Genomic DNA, 17,875 nt, shown 5'->3' on the forward strand with positions numbered 1-17,875 from the left:
GCCCCCGGCAGTCTATGCCACGGAGCTGCGATCGAGTCATGACCCGATAGTTGCACATTACTCGGAGTTAATCCGAATAGCGCGATTTCGCGCGTAGCTTGCAAGCTGTGCGTCGTTCAGCCGCGGCAATCGCCGCGATAATGCAAACGATTAGCGGGCACTCGGTGGCGCGGCGATTACGCCGCGCGCTCGGCGCGTGGTCCCTGACGTAGCGAGCGCAGGAATTCGCGCACCGCTTCGCCGAGCGAGGTCGATTGTTCCGCGAGCGTGCCCGAGGCGCGTAGCGTGGTCTCGGCGTGCTGCTCGGTCTCGCCGGCGTCGGCACTGACCGCCTGGATATTGCCGGAGATCTCGCGGATGCCGGCAAAGGCCTGCTCGATGTTGCGCGCCACTTCGCCGGTCGCCAGCGTTTGTGCCTGCACGCCCTCGGCCACCCGCTGGGTGATCTCATCGACCTGACCGATCGCGCCGCCGATCATCGAGATGGCATCGACCGCCGCTTTGGTGGTGGTCTGCACTTCGTTGATGCTGACCACGATATCCTGGGTGGCGCGCGCGGTCTGCGCGGCCAGCGACTTCACTTCCTGCGCGACCACCGAGAAGCCACGCCCCGCCTCGCCGGCGCGCGCCGCTTCGATGGTCGCATTGAGCGCCAGCAGATTGGTCTGCGAGGCGATCTCCTCGATCAGTTCGACAATCGAACCGATCCGGTCGGTGGCCGTGTTCAGGCTGCCGACGGTCTGCCGTGCCTGCTCGACCTGCTCGACCGCATCGCGCGCGATCTGCGCCGACCGGCTGACATTTTGGGAAATCTCATGAGCGGCGCCGGACAGTTCAGCCGTCGCGGCGGCCACCGTCTCCATATTGGCGGCAGCCTGATGCGACGCAGCCGACACCGCATTGGCGCGCTCGCGCGTTGCGGTGGCGCCGCGGCCGAGGCTGCCGGCGGTGGTGCCCATATTGCCCGAGGCCGACGACACGGTTTCGATCACTTCGCTGATCGCGCCCTCGAACCGATCGGTGTTAGCGTTGAAAGCGGCGACGCGGCGTTCGATCACCTGCATCGCCTCGTTCATGGTCTGGCTCGCGATGCGCAGCGAACCGTGCAAACCCTGCGGCAGGATGTGGCGATAGTACTTGTTGTCGCGCACTGCGGCCATCGCGGCGCCGGCCTCGCGCACGAAGGCGTCGCAGCGGTCGATCATGTCGTTGAACGACTCGCGCATCAGGCCGAACTTGCCGTGCTCGCGGCAGCCTTGCAGGCGCGCTTCAAAATCCCCTTTGGACAGCCTAGCACAGACCGTCGTGACCTCGGCGAGTGCCGCGTTCAGCCGCAACAGGCCGGACAAGGCGAGGCCCAGGCCGGCCAGCGCGGCAACCAGCGCGACGATCTGCAGATTGAAGATCCCCGCCAGCGCAGAGCCGGCGGCGAGCACCACGCCCGCGGCGGCGATCGCCAAACCGATACCGATCTTAGAGAGCGAAGATAAGCTCGTCATAGCTCATGTTCTTTGTTGTCACGAAATCCAAAAGGCGGCGATATCCTGCGGCCAGCGCATCCTTGCCGTTGCGATGCGACTGCTCTTCCCGCAGCAGTTCGGCATAAAGCGGCTCGATCGCAGCCAGCACACGACGGTCCGGCACCCGGCGATTGGAGTGATAGCCAACCACCTCACCGGAAGCGCCGTAGGACGGCGTCACATGGGCGAATACCCAGTAGAAGTCGCCATTCCTCGCCATGTTCTTGACGTAGGCGAAAATCTCGCGGCGCGCTTCAAGCGTATCCCACAGCAGCTTGAACACGCAGCGCGGCATGTCGGGATGACGGATGATGCTGTGCGGCTGACCGAGCAGCTCATCTTCGTCATACCCTGCAATGCGGCAGAACACCGGGTTGGCGTAGGTGATCCGCCCTTTCAAATCGGTTTTCGATACAATGATGTCGTCAGTGTCGAACAACCGTTCGACACTCGTCGGCTTGATCGATGATGACATCTGGCGCCATTCCAACTAGCGAAGGACCCCGTAGTTTTACGACAACTTGTCTTAATAAAAACGGAAGGCGCCAAAGTCTTTGCGGTCGGGTTTTTCCCGGACGGCAACTAATCAAATGACAGCAATTGAGCCGACATTTGAGCAACTACCTAGAATTGCATTTTTTTGAAATGTTTCGCGCCGAACCAGGCCACGCGGTCAACGCAGGAAGCGGCGGAAGCGCCCGAGCGAGAACACGAACAGCACCGAGCCGATCGCCAGCAGCGCCAGCAATTGCGGCCACACCACATCAAGGCCAGCACCGCGGAATAGGATCGATTGCGCCATCGACACGAAATGGGTGTTGGGCGCCAGCAGCATGATGTCCTGAATGATCTGCGGCATGCTCTCGCGCGGCGTCAGCCCGCCCGACAGCGCCTGCAGCGGCAGCAGCGTCAGCATCAGCAGCAAGCCGAATTGCGGCATGGTGCCGGCGACGGTCGCGAGGAAAATGCCCATGCAGGTGGTGGCAAACAGATGCAGCACCACGCCGAACAGGAACAGCGCCATCGAGCCCTGGATCGGCACCGCCAGCACGCCCTCGACCACGAACAGCAGCGAAATCGCCGAGGCGACCAGCACCACCAGCCCCATCGACCAGATCTTGCTGACCATGATTTCGAGCGGGGTCACCGGCATCACCAACAGATGCTCGATGGTGCCGTGCTCGCGTTCGCGGATCAGTGCGGCACCGGTCAGGATGATCGACAGCATGGTGATGGCGGTGATCAGCTCGTTGATGGCGCCGAACCAGCCCTTGTTGATCTGCGCGTTGAACCGCACCCGCAGCGCCAGTTCGACCGGAACGCTGGTGGCCGCGCGGTGCCGGCTCAGAAACTCGTTCAGTTCACTGGTGACGATCGATTGCACATAGCCGCCGCCGGTGAACGCCTGGGTCATGCGGGTGGCGTCGATGTTGAGCTGGATGGTCGGCGACTTGCCGGCGAGCAGATCGCGCTGAAACTGCGGCGGAATGTCGATCGCGAACGTGTCCATGCCCGCGTCCATGCGCCGGTCCATCTCGTGCTGCGAGATCAGCTTGGGCACCGAGAAATAGGGCGGCGTGAACGCGGTCACGAGCCGCGAGGACACCGGCGAGCGGTCTTCATCGACGATCGAGATCGCCGCATGGTTCAAGGATTCCGGGATCGCCTTGGAGCCGACATAGATCGAGCCGGTGAAGGCATAGATGATCAGCGCGATCAGCATCGGATCGCGCAGCAGGCCGCGCAGCTCCTTGATGCCGAGTTGCAGGATGTTGGCCAGGCGCATGGCTCACCTCGCCTGCTTTTTCAAAAGCACGGTGCCGAGCACCACCAGCAGCGGCGCGGTGATCAACAGCGGCACGAATGACGACCACATGTCGGACAGGCCGAGCGCCTTGGAGAACGCGCCGCGGGTGATGTTGACGAAATAGGTCGTCGGGTACACTTGGCCGATCAAGGCACCAAAGCCCTGCAGCGACGACACCGGATCGATCAGGCCGGAGAACTGGATCGCCGGGATCAGCGTGATCAGCGCGGTGCCGAAGATCGCCGCGATCTGGCTTTTCATGAAGGTCGACAGCACAAGGCCGATCGCGGTGGCGATCGCGACATAGAGCAGCGCGCCGCAGGTGAAGGCGATAAAGCTGCCGGTGAACGGCACCTGGAACACCACGATCGCGAATGCGGTCAGCAGCACCGCGTTCAGCATCGCCAAGGCGATATAGGGCAACTGCTTGCCGACCAAGAATTCCAGCCGTGTGGTGGGCGTCGCATAGAAATTGATGATCGAGCCGAGTTCTTTTTCGCGCACCACGCTGAGCACGGCGAGCATTGCCGGGATCATCAGCAGCAACAGCGGAATCACCGCCGGTGCCATCGCCACCAAGCTCTTGACGCCGGGATTGTAGCGATAGCGCATCGCGATCTGGAATTTGCCGACCGCCGCGGCGTCGCCATAGATCTCGCGCGCCTTCTGGGTCAGCCAGCTGAGATGCATGGCCTGCACATAGCCGCGGGTGGTCTCGGCCCGCGCCGGCATGGCGCCGTCGATCCAGGCGCCGATTTCGACCTTTTGGCCGCGCGATACGTCGCGACCAAACCCGGGCGGAATCTCGATCGCCAGCGTCAGCTCGCCGCTGCGCATTCGCCGGTCGAGATCGGCGTAGTCGGTGATCGGCGCCTTTTCCGAAAAATAGCGCGAGCCGGCAATCTGCAAAATGTAATCGCGGCTGATGCCGGTGTCGTCGCGGTCGAGCGCGGCGAACGACAGCTTTTCGACGTCGAGATTGATGCCGTAGCCGAGCACGAACATCAGCACCACGCTGCCGAGCATCGCCATCGCGGCGCGGATCGGGTCGCGGCGCAGCTCGAGCGCCTCGCGCCGCGTATAGGCAAACATCCGCCGCGGATCGAACCAGCGCCGCAGCGCCGCAACCCAGCCTCGCCGCGGCGCGGCCGCCACCGGCGCGGGGGCTGCTGCGGCAACAGGCGCCGCGCTGGGCGCCGGGCTCGGCGCCGCGGTTTCGCCGATCGCTTCTTCCAGATAGGCGATGAAGGCGTCTTCCAGCGAGGCCGCGCTGCGCGAGGCGATGATCTTGTCCGGGCTGTCGCTGATCAGCACCTTGCCGGCATGCATCAGCGAGATGCGGTCGCAACGCTCCGCCTCATTCATGAAGTGGGTCGAGACGAAGATCGTGACATTGTCCTTGCGCGACAGGTCGGACAGGATCTGCCAAAAGCCGTCGCGCGCCACCGGATCAACGCCGGAGGTCGGCTCGTCCAGGATCAGAATGTCGGGCGAGTGGATCATCGCCACCGCCAGCGACAGCCGCTGCCGGATGCCGAGCGGCAGCGCGTCCGGCAATTCGTCCATCACCTCGACCAGATCGAAGCGCTGCGACATCTCGACGATGCGGGCCGGAATCGCCTGCGGCGCCATCTGGAACAGCCGGGCGTGCAGATCGAGATTTTGGCGCACCGTCAGCTCGCTATACAGCGAGAACGCCTGCGACATGTAGCCGACGCGGCGCCGGATCGCCATGTCGCGCGGATCGACCTCGCCGCCGAACAGCTTGGCCTTGCCTTCGCTCGCCGCCAACAGGCCGGTGAGCATCTTCATGGTGGTGGTCTTGCCGCAGCCATTGGAGCCGAGGAAGCCAAAGATTTCGCCGCGCTCGATCCGGAACGAGACGTTATCGACCGCGGTGAAGCTGTCGAAGCGCATGGTGAGATGTTCGGCTTCGATCGCCGGTTCGCTGCGGACCATGGCCGGCCGCGGCGGAATCACCACTTCGGCATGGCCGCGGCGTTCTTCCTCCGGCAGCAGCGCAATGAAGGCCGCATCGAGATTGTTGGCGCCGGTCTGCTGCAGCAGCTGATCCGGCGTGCCGGTGGCCAGCACCTTGCCGGCATTCATCGCCACCAGCCAATCGAAGCGCGCCGCCTCTTCCATATAGGCGGTGGCGACGATCACGCTCATGCCCCGGCGCGAGGCGCGAATGCTGTCGATCAGCTCCCAGAACTGCCGGCGCGACAACGGATCGACGCCGGTGGTCGGCTCGTCCAGGATCAGCAGGTCGGGATCGTGAATCAGCGCGCAGCACAGGCCGAGCTTCTGCTTCATGCCGCCCGACAATTTGCCGGCCGGCCGATCCGCAAACGGATCAAGGCCGGTGCTTTTCAACAGCTCGGCGATGCGCGCCTCGCGCTCGCGCTTGGAATGGCCGAACAGCCGGCCGAAGAAATCGACATTCTCGAACACCGACAGCGTCGGATAGAGATTCTTGCCGAGCCCCTGCGGCATGTAGGCGATCCGCGGGCACACCCGGCGGCGATGGCGGAAATCGACGATATCGCCGCCCAGCACCTCGATCTGACCCTGCTGCACGGCGCGCGCACCGGCGATCAAGGACAGCAGCGAGGATTTGCCGACGCCGTCCGGCCCGATCAGACCGATCATGCGGTCGGCGGGAATGTCGAGCGAAATGCCGTCGAGCGCGACCGTGGCGCCATAGCGCAGCCCGACGCCGCCGAGCCGGACCACCGGCTTCGCCGACGCACCGCCCGGCATCGGGGTCATTGCACGAGTTTTCCGTGCAGGCTGGCGGGCCAATCGACCTTGGGATCAAGCTGGACATAGGCCATGCCCGGCAGCCCGGTTTTGACGCGCTGGATGTATTTGCGCAGCAACTCGTGCGGAATGTGCGCCTTGATCCGGAACATCAGCTTGAGCCGCTCCTCCTCGGTCTCGACCGTCTTGGGCGTGAACTGCGCGACATCGGCGACAAAGGTCACTTTGGCCGGGATCACGTATTGGGGAACGGCGTCCAGCACCAGCCGCACCGGCGCCCCGAGCGCCACCTGCCCGGCCTGGGTGGTTGGCAGGAAGAACGTCATGTAAACGTCGCCGAGATCGACCAGATTGAGCACCCGGCCGCCGGCGGCGAGCACTTCGCCCGGCTGCGCCACACGATATTGCACGCGGCCATCGCGCGGCGATTTCAGCGTGCTGTCGTTGATCTCAACGGTGATGCTCTCGATCGCCGCCTTCGCCGCATCGACCGCGGCGGCGGCATCGATCACCGCCGCATTGGCGGCGCTGATCGCGGCCTCGGTGGCCGCGAGCTGCGCCTTCGCCGCGGCGACCGCGGCCTGCGCGCCCTGTTCATTGGCGCGGTCGTCATCCAGCACCTGCTGCGACACCGCGCTGGTCTTGATCAGCGTTTCGGCGCGCACCAGCTTGCGATGCAGGGAATCGAGCTGCGCTTCACGCTGCGCGATCACCGCCACCGCCGCGGTCCGCTCTGCCTCGCGCTGCGCGACCAGGCTCTTGGCGGTCTCGACGCTGATGGTGGCGCGGCGCAGCTGCGCCTCAGCCTGGCGGCGCTGCGCTTCGAGCTGATCGGTGTCCATGCGCGCCAGCACTTGGCCGGCGGTCACATAGTCGCCCTCTTTGACAAGGATTTCACGAATCCGGCCGGGCGCTTTGGTCGAGACGTCGATTTCGGTAGCCTCGATCCGGCCGTTACCGCTGGCGATGCCGGAAGGCAGCGACGCCGTGCCGAATTTCACCCAGCCGGCATAACCTCCGGCTGCAATCGCCACGCTGGCAATGAGCAGCCAGCGCTTCCAATCCTTCGTCATCGACGCTTCTCTCAACAGCCTAGGCAACGGAAGACTTCACGACTACGCATCGAAACCCTAGACTACCTTGACTTATATCAACAGTTGTTGACCTGTTCTTAGAATAGTCTTCAATTATGGATGATGACAACAATAACGGCCACCACCGATGCAACGTGAATCCGCACCCGTGAAAATCACAACCCGTGACCGCATCCTGAACGCCGCCATTGCGCGTTTCTCACGGCATTCCTACGAAGCCACGGGCCTACGGGACATCGCCGCTGATGTGGGCATTGATGTGGCCTATGTGCATCGCAGCTTCGGTTCGAAGGAAAGACTGTTCGCGGCGGCGGTTGAAGCCTCGCTGCAGCCGGAGCGATTTTTTGCCGGCGCCAAGGCCGATCTCGCCACCGATCTGACAAATCACGTGCTGGCGCGCGACCCGGTGCGCGACGCCGATGAAATCGCGCCGCTCGACATTGTGGTGCATTCGCTGTCCAGCCCGGAAGCGGCCAGCGTGCTGCGCGAGGTGGTGGTCCGCAATTTCATCACGCCTTTGGCCAACAAGCTGGAAATGAGTTCGCAGACCCCGGCCTCGCTGATCGCGTCGCTGCTGCTCGGGGTTGGGATTTTGCGCAGCGTGCTCGGCGTCGCGCCGCTGTGCGATGCCGACAGGGCAGCCTTGCAGCAGATGCTGGCGGAGCAGGTCGCCTCGCTCTGCGCGGCCAAGCCGCAAGAGCCGCAAGTGGCGGCGACGCCTGCCTCAATTGGTGTTGAGGCGGAAGCGTAGCGGCTGCGCGCCGCTAAAAGTGATGAAATCGCCCTGCCGGCTCCAATTGGTGGCGTTGGTCAGGGCGCTGAGCAGCGCATCATCGGCCTCGACCTTGGCCGGCGGACAGCCGCGATCGGCGATCGCACCGGGGATGAACACCACGCTGTCGCCAGCAATCGAGATGCGGCCCTTGCCGCCCTTGCACCACAGCTCGACCAGCACTTCACCGTCATCGCCGATTTCCAGCGTCGGAATCCGCTTCGATCCCGGCATCGGCGCGACATCGAGCGTCATTTCAAGACCGAATGGAAAGCTCTGCGCCCGCGCCACGGGGATGAACGCCATCCCGATCACAGCGACAACAGTGATATGACGAAACCAGGCGCGCAGCATGTTCGATCCTCTAGACTTGTCACGAAGCCGCGTTCTAGCCGCCGAAGCCGGGGTTGGCTAGCGACCGGCACCCAGGCGGCGAACACGCCACCCGCAACCGGACCAGCCGCTCACAAAATTGCGAGTAGCAGCCGTGCTGCTTGCTTATGCGCGCAGCAAGATCGGAAGCTCGCCGGAACCGGCGCAACGCCCTATTTGTCTCGCCAATTCTGCAACACCGTGGAGACCTCGATCCCGTGAAAAAGATCGGCATAACACTGGCGGCCGTCGGCCGGATCGCCGCGCCCTATTTCCGCTCCGACGACAAGCTGATGGCCTGGGGGCTGCTGTCGGCGGTGATTGCCATCGAGCTGGCGGTGGTCGGGCTGCTGGTGCTGTTCAATCGCTGGAACAACACCTTCTACAACGCGCTGCAGGAGCGCAATCTCGACGTCTTCACCTATCAGATCGGTTACTTCTGCGTGCTGGCCGCGATCTATATCGCGCTCAAAGTCTATCAGCTCTATCTCAATCAATGGCTGCAGATCCGCTGGCGCCGCTTCATGATCGAGCGCTATCTCGGCGAATGGCTGCATCAGGCGCGCCACTACCAGATGCAATTGCTCGGCGACGCCGCCGACAATCCCGATCAACGCATCGCTGAAGACACCCAGCTATTTGTCGAGCGCACTTTGGCGCTCGGCGTCGGGCTGCTCGGCTCGGTCGTGTCGCTAGCCTCGTTCGTGGTGATCCTGTGGGGCCTGTCCGAGGCCGCGCCGCTGCATCTGTTCGGCCAGGATTACGACATCCCCGGCTATCTGGTGTGGGGCGCGCTGGTCTACGCGATCCTCGGCACGCTGCTCACCCATCTGATCGGCCGGCCGCTGGTCGATCTCAATTTCAAGCAGCAGCGCTTTGAAGCGGATTTCCGCTTCAATCTGGTGCGCGCCCGGGAGAATGCCGAACAGATCGCGCTGCTGCACGGCGAACCGGCCGAGCGCGAACGGCTTGGCGAACGCTTCCGCCACGTGGTCAGCAACTGGCTTCAGATCATGAGCCGCACCAAGAAGCTGACCGCGTTCACCGCCAGCTATTCGCAGGCGGCGATCATCTTCCCCTACATCCTGGTGGCCCCCGCCTATTTTGCGCAAAAAGTGCAGCTCGGCGGCATGATGCAGACCGCCTCGGCATTCGGCAGCGTGCAGGAAGCGCTGTCGTTCTTCGTCACCGCCTACCGGACCTTGGCGGAATGGCAGGCGGTGGTGGCGCGGCTCGCCGGCTTTGAAACCGCCATCGACCAGGCCGCCGGCTTGAGCGCACGCCCCGATCTCATTCAGCTCGGCAGCGGCGGGCGCGACGGCATTGCGTTGCACGGCCTCACCATCGACCTGCCCGACCACAAGCCGCTGCTCGCGGTCGATCGGCTGCAACTGCGGAGCGCCGACAGCACGCTGATCACCGGCCCGTCAGGCGCGGGCAAGTCCACGCTGTTTCGTAGCATTGCCGGCATCTGGCCATTCGGCGCCGGCAAGATCGAGGTGCCGGCCGGCGCCACCATGATGATGCTGCCGCAGCGGCCATATTTCCCGGTCGGGGCGCTCGACATCGCGGTCAGCTATCCGGCCGCGGCCGGCACTTTCCCGCCCGACCAGATCGCGGCCGCGATCAGCGCGGTTGGATTGCCGGCGCTAGCGGAACGGCCGACCGAGCATGGCCACTGGAATCGGATGCTGTCGCTCGGCGAACAGCAGCGGCTCGGCATCGCGCGCGCTCTGCTGCACCGGCCCGATTTCCTGTTTCTGGATGAAGCGACCGCCTCGCTCGACGAGCCATCGGAGGCGGCCATGTACCAATTGCTGCAAGAGCGGCTGCCCGGCACCACGCTGATCTCGATCGGCCACCGCTCGACACTGACCGCCATGCACAGCCGCAAGATCGTCATGGAACGCGACGGCGATCGTTTTGCGCTGCGCGATCCGGTCGGCGAACCGGCTTTTACCAACAGCAATTGATACCAACCACTCCGCACGTCATGGCCGGGCTCGTCCCGGCCATCTACGTCTTTGATCTTGCAGCGATTTCGAGACGTGGATACCCGCGACAAGCGCGGGCATGACGGGTCACTGACCAAATAACAAGAAAGGGCGGCGGATCACTCCGCCACCCTTTCCAAGTCGTCCTGAGGAGAACGGCTTACTTGATGTTGTTCTGCAGCGTCACGTCCGCCGACAGCTTGGCGGTGAAGCGCGAACCGCACCACTTGGAGCCATAACCACCCGGATTGATCGACGAGTAGTCAGCGCTGAAGCCGGCAGTGAAGTCGCTGGTGAAGGCATTGCAGTCCGCCTTAGACAGGTCGGTGTCGGTGTAACGCAGATCCAGCGCGAACACCTTGTAGGTGAATCCAACGCCCAGATTCCAAGTATTGTAGTCCTTGTACTTGATGCCGTTCGGGAACGGTCCGCCGCCGGTCGGGCTGGCAATGGTGGTACCGTAGAACGCATCCGAGGTTCCGAGCCACTGCCGGCCGAACTCACCCGACACATACATGCCGACATCGCTGGAGCCGAAGATCGAGCTCGGCGCGGTGAACTTGCCGGTAATCGAGGTGTAGTTACCCCAGGCGCCGCTGTTCAGGAAGCTCGGCGTGTAGAACTCGTTGAGACCGACCGCGAACATGTCGTTCACAGTCCAGTTCACCTTGCCGTAGCCTTCGTAGAAGCTGACGTCCTTCTTCATGAAGTTGCCGTTGGCGATAACATCCGCACCCGGGCAGCCGCCGATGCACTGCCCACCCGGATACAGGTAGCCCCAGATACCGAAGTCGAAGGCAAGGGCACCGAAGGTCGGGCGGATACCGCCGTAGACATCGAGTTCCATCGCCGCGCGGTTGGCAAACGAGATGCTCGAGCCCGACACGCCGACGTACAGCTGCAGGTCCTTGGTGACGTTGTAGCGCGGCTCAAAGTAGCCGGACACCGAGGGCTTCTGGTTCGACTGCGAAATGCCGCGGAACAGGTACTCGCTCGAGATCGAGGTCCCGAACGCGATGTCCCAGGGATTGAAGGCCGGCGCCAGCACCGGAGCCTTGGTATAAACCTTCGCGGGAAGGTCGGCAGCCGAGGCAGAGCCCGCGCCGATCGCCAGCACCGCTGCGACTGAGAGAATGGTCTTATTCATGGTTTTCCCCATCACTAAACAACGGTGTGATCCCGGCGCCGTAAGCCGACAATCGACTGCCCGCAACTCAATACGGCAGCAATCTGCTGCGGGTTCCGGATAGTTTGAAGCGAAAAAGAAAAGCAGCTGCCGACTTTTTGAGCAAAATGGGGCAGACCGCATTCGGTTGTTAGCCAATGTTGCAGCGGCGCAACAAAATTGGCGGCTTGTCCTCGCAACACTACTCGGCGCTGAGCGCTGTGCGGTTTGGCTGCCACACTCCCGCAGAGGCAGTTAGCAGGGTCGGCGACCGCGAATCACTTCCGTGCTTTGGCGGTAACAGTGCACTGCAGAGCTGCTGGTTCGGATCAAATCACAACCGACGCTACCAGAAAGCAAAGCAGGCCGCAGCGTGAGCTACGGCCTGCTTGATCAACGCCGTCATCCGCGACGCCTTCCGCGTCACGGAAAACAGCCGGCGCGTTACGGCATCTCGTCGCCACTATCGCCGCTGGCGACCCGCACTGTGTCGTCCTCGAAGGCGAGCGGGGACTCATCGACAGCGGGTTCGGGCTCGGCCGTCAGCCAATCCGGCAAGGCCGGCGGCGGTGCAGCCGCCTTGCGTGCCCGCGGCTTGCGCGGTTTTTTCAGCTCGGCGGCGATCGGCGGCGCTTCCACCGCTTTGGCTTTCCGGACCGCCTTCTTCGCCACGCTCGGCTGTTCAGCGGCAACCGTGACTTCGCTCACGGAGGTCTTGGCCTTGCGGGGTTTGCTGGCTTTGGCCTTGCGGACCGCTTTCTTCGCGGACTTTTTTGCCGCTTTCTTGGTGGCCTTTTTTGCAGCCTTCGTCGTCGCCTTCTTGGCCGTCTTCACGCTCTTCTTGGCGGTCTTCTTGGCGGTTACCTTCTTGGCGGGCGTCTTCGCAGCCTTCTTAGCGCCCTTCTTGCCGGCCTTGTCGGACTTCTTCGCGCCCTTCTTGGCCAGCAACTCGCGCTTGGCCTTTTTGGCCTTCTTGTCTTTCTTATCCTTCTTGTCCTTGGACGATTTATCCTTGGACGATTTGTCCTTCTTGCCCTTGTCCTTCGCCATCGTGGTCCTCCTATCGATCTGATCACGAGACATCAGGCGACCAACCTATCGCGGTCAGCATGGTCCGGACCGGAGCTTCATTCCACCCCTGGACGGGGACCACCCGTCGCCCAATCGAGAAGTTCAATCGTGTGCACGACAGGGACCGACGTTCCGCTGGCAATCTGCACCATGCAGCCGATATTGCCGGCAGCAATCATATCCGGCTTAACGCTGGCAAGATTGGCGACCTTGCGATCGCGTAGTTTGCCGGCGATTTCAGGCTGGAGAAAGTTATAGGTGCCTGCCGATCCGCAACACAAATGACTCTCGGGCACATCTTTCACCACGAACCCGGACTTGGAAAGCAATTCTTTGGGAAGCTGGGTGATTTTCTGCCCGTGCTGCAGTGAGCACGCCGCGTGATACGCGATCACAAGATCACCGCGCGTGCCGGCGACCTGCAACTCCAGGCCTCCGATATATTCGCTGATATCCTTGGCCATCGCCGATATCTTCGCAGCCGGCGCGGCGAACGCCGGGTCATCGCGCAGCAGGTAGCCATAGTCTTTGATGACAGTTCCGCAACCTGACGTGGTCACTACAATGGCGTCGAGCCCGCCGCGATCGGCTTCCTTCATCCACGCCGTGATGTTGGCGCGCGCGTAGCGCAGCGTTTCCTCATCGCGGCCGAGATGATGGATCAGCGCCCCGCAGCACTGCTCCTCGGCGACCAGCACCACCTCGATGCCATGGCGGGTCAACAGATTGATCGCCGCACCATTGATGCGCGGTGCCAGCACCTGCTGCGCGCAGCCATGCAGCAGCGCCACCCGGCCGCGCTTGGGCCCGATCGCCGGAAACACGCTGCCGAGCGCCGGCCCCGGCGGCGGCAGCTGGCGCGGCGCCAGCGCCAGCATCGCCTTGATGCGGCTCAGCAGCGCCGGCGTACCGCCTTTCGGCCGCGGCGTCGGCACCAGCTGCAGCAGCGGCCGCACCCAGCGCCCGATCACCATGCCGAGCCTGAACAGATGCGGCTTCGGCATCAGCCAGGCGAGCGCCGCGCGCAAGGCGCGGTCCGGCAACGGCCGCTGGTACTGCGCCTCGATCCGCGCCCGCGCCATATCGACCAGGTGCATGTAGTTGACGCCAGACGGACAGGTGGTCATGCACGCCAGGCACGACAGGCAGCGATCGATATGCTTCACCACCTCGGCGGTCGGCGGCGCGTCCTTTTCCAGCATCTCCTTGATCAGGTAGATGCGGCCGCGCGGGCTATCGAGTTCGTCGCCGAGCAGTACATAGGTCGGACAAGTGGCGGTACAGAACCCGCAATGCACGCAGGCGCGCAGGATCTTGTCGGCCTCGGCGATGGCGGGATCAGCAAGCTGAGCGGGAGTGAATTCGGTTTTCATGACGCCGTTCCGCGCACCATGCGGCCGCGATTGAGGATGTGCTTGGGATCGAACGACTGCTTGACCCGGGCATTGAGCGCGGCCACGCCAGCGGGCTGCGGGTGAAACACGTCGACCGCGCTGCGGGTGTGCTCGGGTGCGCGGATCAGCATGGCGTGGCCGCCGATCGCCTCGACGCGCTTCCTCAGCACGCCGGCATTGGCATCGACGACCGGCGGCAGCGCCGCCCAGATCAAGCCGCCGCCCCAGTCATAGATCACCTCGCCCTGGCTGTCGCGCGCCAGCGCCTGACCGAACGCGCCGCCCACCGCCGGTGGGCAGACGATCCGCCAGATCGGCCACAGCGCGCGCGGGCCATCGGCCGCGAACGGGATCACATCGCGGATCTCGGCCCAGGCCGCCGCTGAGCTGGTATCTTCCAACAGTTCGGCCGCGCCATAGCCGGCCAGCAAGTGCGCCAGCGAGCCGGCGCGATGCGCCGCCGAGGTGGCGGTGCCTTCCAGGCGCAGCAGGGTCATGGACTGCTCGGGCTTGCCGATTGCGCCGAGCGCCCCGCCGGCGCCGCGCAGCGCCGATCCCGGCAGATGCGCCGCGCCCGAGACGTCATAGGGCGAGCCGAGCGCCGCGGTCATCGCCCTGCCGGCCGCGACATCGTCCAGGCCGCGCAGCAGCAGCGTGCGCTCGGCCTCGGGCTTGGGCATCACCTTAAGCGTCACCTCGGTCATCACCGCCAGCGTGCCCCAGGAGCCGGCGAGCAGCTTGCACAGGTCGTAGCCGGTGACGTTCTTGACCACCTTGCCGCCGGTCTTGAACAGCTCGCCAAAGCCCGACACCGCCTCGGCACCGAGCAGATGATCGCGCGCGGCGCCGGCCTTGATGCGGCGCGGCCCGGCGAGGCCCGAGGCGATCATGCCGCCGATGCTGCCGCGCTGCGCCGCCGTGCCGAGCAGCGCCGAGCTATCAATCGGCTCGAACGCCAATTGCTGATTGCGGGAGTCGATCAGCGACAGCACGTCCTCGAGCGGCGCGCCGGCCTGCACGGTGATGATCAGCTCGTTCGGCTCGTAATTGACCACGGCATTGAGCGCCGACAGGTCAAGCAGTGCATTGGTGGCCATCGGCTGGCCGATGGCGCGCTTCGAGCCAAGCCCAACGATCTCCAGCGGCTGCTCGGCGGCAATCGCCGCGGCCACCGCCTGTTCCACATCCTGCGCGTCGCGCGGTTTCAGCGTATCCACGTGCGAACATCGTCCTTCAAATCAGATCGGTGAGCCAATCGTTCACCGTCATGGCGAGGAGCGGAGCGACCACGCCATCCAGCTTCGTGCTCGGTGCTGGATGGCTTCGCTGCGCTCGCAATGACGTTGAAAGGTGTGCTTCGTACGACAGACAAACTATTACCGGCCGAGGCAGAGGTTGCCTCCCTCCCCCTTGCGGGGAGGGTCGGCCGAGCGAAGCGGAGGCCGGGGTGCGGATAACGCGAGCTCCGAGCCAATCCCCCACCCGACCCGGCTGCGCTACGCTGCGCCGGGCCACCCTCCCCACAAGGGGGAGGGACAAGGGCGTGCCCGGGTTTGCTACACGCGGGACCGATCACCTCAAAACCTCGAAATATCGGCGAATGGCAGCTTGCCGCCGCGCACATGCAGGCGGCCGAGTTCGGCGCAGCGATGCAGCGTCGGAAACACTTTGCCGGGGTTGAGCAAGCCATCGGCATCGAACGCGCATTTCAGCCGCTGCTGCTGCATGAGATCGATCTCGGAGAACATCTCCGGCATCAAATCGCGTTTTTCGATGCCGACGCCGTGCTCGCCGGTCAGCACGCCGCCAAGCTCGACGCAGACCCGCAAAATATCGGCGCCGAACGCCTCGGCGCGATCGGTCTCGCCGGGCTTATTGGCATCATACAAAATCAGCGGATGCAGATTGCCGTCGCCGGCGTGGAACACATTGGCGACACCGAGCTGATATTTTTCCGAGAGTTGCCGGATGCGCGCCAACGCTTCCGGCAATTTGCCGCGCGGAATGGTGCCGTCCATGCACAGATAGTCCGGCGAAATCCGGCCGACCGCGGGAAACGCCGCCTTGCGGCCGGCCCAGAACAACAGCCGCTGCTGCTCAGAGGTCGAAATCTGGCAGGTGGTCGAGCCGCAGCGTTGTGCGATCGTCTCGACGCGCGCGATCAGCTCATCGACTTCAACGCCAGGGCCATCAAGCTCGATGATCAGCAGCGCCTCGACGTCGAGCGGATAGCCGGCATGGACAAAAGCTTCGGCGGCGTGGATCGCCGGCTTGTCCATCATCTCCATGCCGCCCGGAATGATGCCGGCGCCGATGATCTCCGCGACGCAGCGTCCGGCGGCCTCGATCTCGGTAAAGCCGACCATCAGCGCGCGCGCGGTTTCCGGCTTGCGCAGAATTCGCACCGTCACTTCGGTGACCACGCCGAGCAGGCCCTCTGAGCCAGTGATGACGCCCATCAGGTCATAGCCGGCGCTTTCGGTGCATTTGCCGCCGATCTTGATGATCTCGCCGGTGATCAGCACGATCTCGCAGCCGAGCACGTTGTTGGTGGTCATGCCGTATTTCAGGCAATGCACGCCGCCGGAATTTTCCGCGATGTTGCCGCCGATCGTGCAGGCGATCTGCGACGACGGATCGGGCGCATAGTAGAAGCCGGCATGTTCGACCGCCTGGGTGATCGCCAGATTGGTGACGCCGGGCTCGACCACCACCGCGCGGTTATCGAAATCGATCTCGCGAATCCGCTTGAACTTGCCGAGCCCGAGCAGCACGCCATCAGCGAGCGGCAGCGCGCCGCCCGACAGCGACGTGCCGGCGCCGCGCGGCACCACGCGGATGCCATTGGCGTGACAGTATTTCAGAACCTGGGAGACTTGTTTGGTGGTGCTCGGCAGCACCACCACCATCGGCGGCTGGCGATAAGCCATCAGCCCGTCCGACTCATAGGGCACCATTTCGGCGGCGCTGGAGATCACGCCCTCGCCCGGCACGATCTCGCGCAGCGCCGCGATGATCTCATCGCGCCGCGCCAACACGCTGACATCGGGCTCCGGCATCTGGATGGTCATCGGACGTCTCCTGCAGCTTGCGGGTCCGAGACTACCGTCGTTCAGGCTCCGAGCAAAGTTCGCGCTGGCATCACCGCCTGCACCACAAGACCGCGGGCGCGCGCATCCATCACCCCGACCGCGCGCAGCGCCAGCAACGTCACGGTCTGCACGGCATCGCGCATCCGCGCCGGATCGTTGAGATCATCGGTGGCGAGCGGCCCGACCAAGGCCTCATGCAGCGCGCCGAGCAGAGCGGTGGCGGCGAGCGCGGTGTCCTGCGCCGGCAGGTGGCCGGCGCGCACCGCGGCCGCGATCCGCAGTTCGAGCTCCCCGGCGATTTCGCGGCGGCTCGCCAGCCGCGAGGCACTGACATCGACATCGACCGGCTCGGCCAAAATGCCCCACGCCAGTTTGCGGTGTGACAGCACATGGACGGCGACGGTGGTGACCGCGGCGGCCAGCGCCGAGGACGGTCCGGGCGCGGCATCGGCGGCGCGGCGGATCGCCTGCAATTCGACGCGGGTCACTTCCGCGATCAGTTCGGCAATCAGATCGGCTTTGGAGGGGAAGTAGCGATAGACGGTGCCGGCGGCGACATGGGCACGCTGGGCGACCGGCGCGATCTGAACGGCGGCCATGCCGCCTTCCGCGGCGGCTTCGCGGGCGGCGGCCAGAATCGCCTGGCGCCGCGCTGCGAGGCGTTTCACCACCTGTTGCGTTCGCCGATAGACCATTGGCGCTGCCTCATCCCATCGGCCTGCCTGGGCAATCCGGGCGGCTATTCTCTCGATTGGAGTGAGCTGACTGAAGTTGCGCTTCGCCGTTCACTCATGTCTGGGAAAGAGCTGAACACCTATTCAGGGCTGCTGA

14 protein-coding genes are annotated in these 17,875 nt (G+C 64.2%); 2 read left to right on the forward strand and 12 right to left on the reverse strand.

Going from position 1 to position 17,875, the window contains the following annotated elements; all coding sequences use genetic code 11:
- Window positions 1–176: 176 nt before the first annotated feature.
- The 5 genes from BJ122_RS09075 to BJ122_RS09095 all read right to left on the reverse strand — a co-directional run bounded on the left by BJ122_RS09075 (window position 177) and on the right by BJ122_RS09095 (window position 7,163).
- Window positions 177–1,499, reverse strand: a complete 1,323-nt coding sequence (locus tag BJ122_RS09075; RefSeq protein WP_110780751.1) for a methyl-accepting chemotaxis protein — start codon at window positions 1,497–1,499, stop codon at window positions 177–179.
- Window positions 1,474–1,995 (reverse strand): PAS domain-containing protein, encoded by a 522-nt coding sequence (locus BJ122_RS09080; protein WP_110780832.1) that lies wholly within the window; start codon window positions 1,993–1,995, stop codon window positions 1,474–1,476. Before BJ122_RS09080 ends, BJ122_RS09075 begins: the two co-directional genes overlap by 26 nt.
- 198 nt (window positions 1,996–2,193) lie before the next feature.
- Window positions 2,194–3,306 (reverse strand): ABC transporter permease, encoded by a 1,113-nt coding sequence (locus tag BJ122_RS09085; RefSeq protein WP_110780752.1) that lies wholly within the window; start codon window positions 3,304–3,306, stop codon window positions 2,194–2,196.
- A gap of 3 nt (window positions 3,307–3,309) precedes the next feature.
- A complete protein-coding gene (rbbA, locus tag BJ122_RS09090; protein ID WP_110780753.1) occupies window positions 3,310–6,099 on the reverse strand; it encodes a ribosome-associated ATPase/putative transporter RbbA in 2,790 nt (929 codons plus the stop codon).
- Window positions 6,096–7,163, reverse strand: a complete 1,068-nt coding sequence (locus tag BJ122_RS09095; protein WP_110780754.1) for an HlyD family secretion protein — start codon at window positions 7,161–7,163, stop codon at window positions 6,096–6,098. The genes rbbA and BJ122_RS09095 overlap by 4 nt, the downstream gene beginning before the upstream one ends.
- Window positions 7,164–7,311: 148 nt before the next feature.
- Between BJ122_RS09095 and BJ122_RS09100 the strand changes: the two genes are divergently transcribed.
- Complete coding sequence (locus tag BJ122_RS09100) at window positions 7,312–7,935, forward strand: TetR/AcrR family transcriptional regulator (protein WP_103011549.1); 624 nt, start codon at window positions 7,312–7,314, stop codon at window positions 7,933–7,935.
- Here the strand turns inward: BJ122_RS09100 and BJ122_RS09105 are convergent.
- Window positions 7,909–8,310 (reverse strand): META domain-containing protein, encoded by a 402-nt coding sequence (locus BJ122_RS09105; RefSeq protein WP_103011550.1) that lies wholly within the window; start codon window positions 8,308–8,310, stop codon window positions 7,909–7,911. The genes BJ122_RS09100 and BJ122_RS09105 overlap by 27 nt on opposite strands.
- A 236-nt stretch (window positions 8,311–8,546) precedes the next feature.
- On the opposite strand from BJ122_RS09105, the gene BJ122_RS09110 reads away from it, so the two are divergent.
- Window positions 8,547–10,301, forward strand: coding sequence for an ABC transporter ATP-binding protein/permease (locus tag BJ122_RS09110; RefSeq protein WP_245407672.1), 1,755 nt, complete (start codon window positions 8,547–8,549; stop codon window positions 10,299–10,301).
- Window positions 10,302–10,482: 181 nt separating this feature from the next.
- Here BJ122_RS09110 and BJ122_RS09115 read toward each other — a convergent pair whose 3' ends face one another.
- The 6 genes from BJ122_RS09115 to BJ122_RS09140 all read right to left on the reverse strand — a co-directional run bounded on the left by BJ122_RS09115 (window position 10,483) and on the right by BJ122_RS09140 (window position 17,739).
- Entirely contained in the window at window positions 10,483–11,469 is a 987-nt protein-coding gene (locus tag BJ122_RS09115; protein ID WP_110780756.1) for a TorF family putative porin, read from the reverse strand.
- 462 nt (window positions 11,470–11,931) lie between these two features.
- Window positions 11,932–12,537, reverse strand: a complete 606-nt coding sequence (locus BJ122_RS19250; protein WP_181418913.1) for a histone — start codon at window positions 12,535–12,537, stop codon at window positions 11,932–11,934.
- Window positions 12,538–12,614: 77 nt separating this feature from the next.
- Window positions 12,615–13,931, reverse strand: coding sequence for a glycolate oxidase subunit GlcF (gene glcF / locus BJ122_RS09125; RefSeq protein WP_110780757.1), 1,317 nt, complete (start codon window positions 13,929–13,931; stop codon window positions 12,615–12,617).
- Window positions 13,928–15,169: an FAD-binding protein gene (locus BJ122_RS09130; protein ID WP_110780758.1), complete on the reverse strand. Its 1,242-nt coding sequence runs from the start codon at window positions 15,167–15,169 to the stop codon at window positions 13,928–13,930. The genes glcF and BJ122_RS09130 overlap by 4 nt, the downstream gene beginning before the upstream one ends.
- 360 nt (window positions 15,170–15,529) lie before the next feature.
- Window positions 15,530–17,023: an FAD-linked oxidase C-terminal domain-containing protein gene (locus tag BJ122_RS09135; protein WP_110780759.1), complete on the reverse strand. Its 1,494-nt coding sequence runs from the start codon at window positions 17,021–17,023 to the stop codon at window positions 15,530–15,532.
- 41 nt (window positions 17,024–17,064) lie between these two features.
- Entirely contained in the window at window positions 17,065–17,739 is a 675-nt protein-coding gene (locus BJ122_RS09140; RefSeq protein WP_110780760.1) for a TetR/AcrR family transcriptional regulator, read from the reverse strand.
- Between the last annotated feature and the right edge of the window lie 136 nt (window positions 17,740–17,875).

This window comes from Rhodopseudomonas faecalis, assembly GCF_003217325.1.
Lineage (GTDB): Bacteria > Pseudomonadota > Alphaproteobacteria > Rhizobiales > Xanthobacteraceae > Rhodopseudomonas > Rhodopseudomonas faecalis.

What these genes read in the sequence shown, in the direction of transcription:
- BJ122_RS09075 (WP_110780751.1), bottom strand. Translation starts at nt 1,499, where the DNA reads ATGACGAGCTTATCTTCGCTCTCTAAGATCGGTATCGGTTTGGCGATC.
- BJ122_RS09080 (WP_110780832.1), bottom strand. Translation starts at nt 1,995, where the DNA reads ATGTCATCATCGATCAAGCCGACGAGTGTCGAACGGTTGTTCGACACT.
- BJ122_RS09085 (WP_110780752.1), bottom strand. Translation starts at nt 3,306, where the DNA reads ATGCGCCTGGCCAACATCCTGCAACTCGGCATCAAGGAGCTGCGCGGC.
- rbbA (WP_110780753.1), bottom strand. Translation starts at nt 6,099, where the DNA reads ATGACCCCGATGCCGGGCGGTGCGTCGGCGAAGCCGGTGGTCCGGCTC.
- BJ122_RS09095 (WP_110780754.1), bottom strand. Translation starts at nt 7,163, where the DNA reads ATGACGAAGGATTGGAAGCGCTGGCTGCTCATTGCCAGCGTGGCGATT.
- BJ122_RS09100 (WP_103011549.1), top strand. Translation starts at nt 7,312, where the DNA reads ATGCAACGTGAATCCGCACCCGTGAAAATCACAACCCGTGACCGCATC.
- BJ122_RS09105 (WP_103011550.1), bottom strand. Translation starts at nt 8,310, where the DNA reads ATGCTGCGCGCCTGGTTTCGTCATATCACTGTTGTCGCTGTGATCGGG.
- BJ122_RS09115 (WP_110780756.1), bottom strand. Translation starts at nt 11,469, where the DNA reads ATGAATAAGACCATTCTCTCAGTCGCAGCGGTGCTGGCGATCGGCGCG.
- BJ122_RS19250 (WP_181418913.1), bottom strand. Translation starts at nt 12,537, where the DNA reads ATGGCGAAGGACAAGGGCAAGAAGGACAAATCGTCCAAGGATAAATCG.
- glcF (WP_110780757.1), bottom strand. Translation starts at nt 13,931, where the DNA reads ATGAAAACCGAATTCACTCCCGCTCAGCTTGCTGATCCCGCCATCGCC.
- BJ122_RS09135 (WP_110780759.1), bottom strand. Translation starts at nt 17,023, where the DNA reads ATGACCATCCAGATGCCGGAGCCCGATGTCAGCGTGTTGGCGCGGCGC.
- BJ122_RS09140 (WP_110780760.1), bottom strand. Translation starts at nt 17,739, where the DNA reads ATGGTCTATCGGCGAACGCAACAGGTGGTGAAACGCCTCGCAGCGCGG.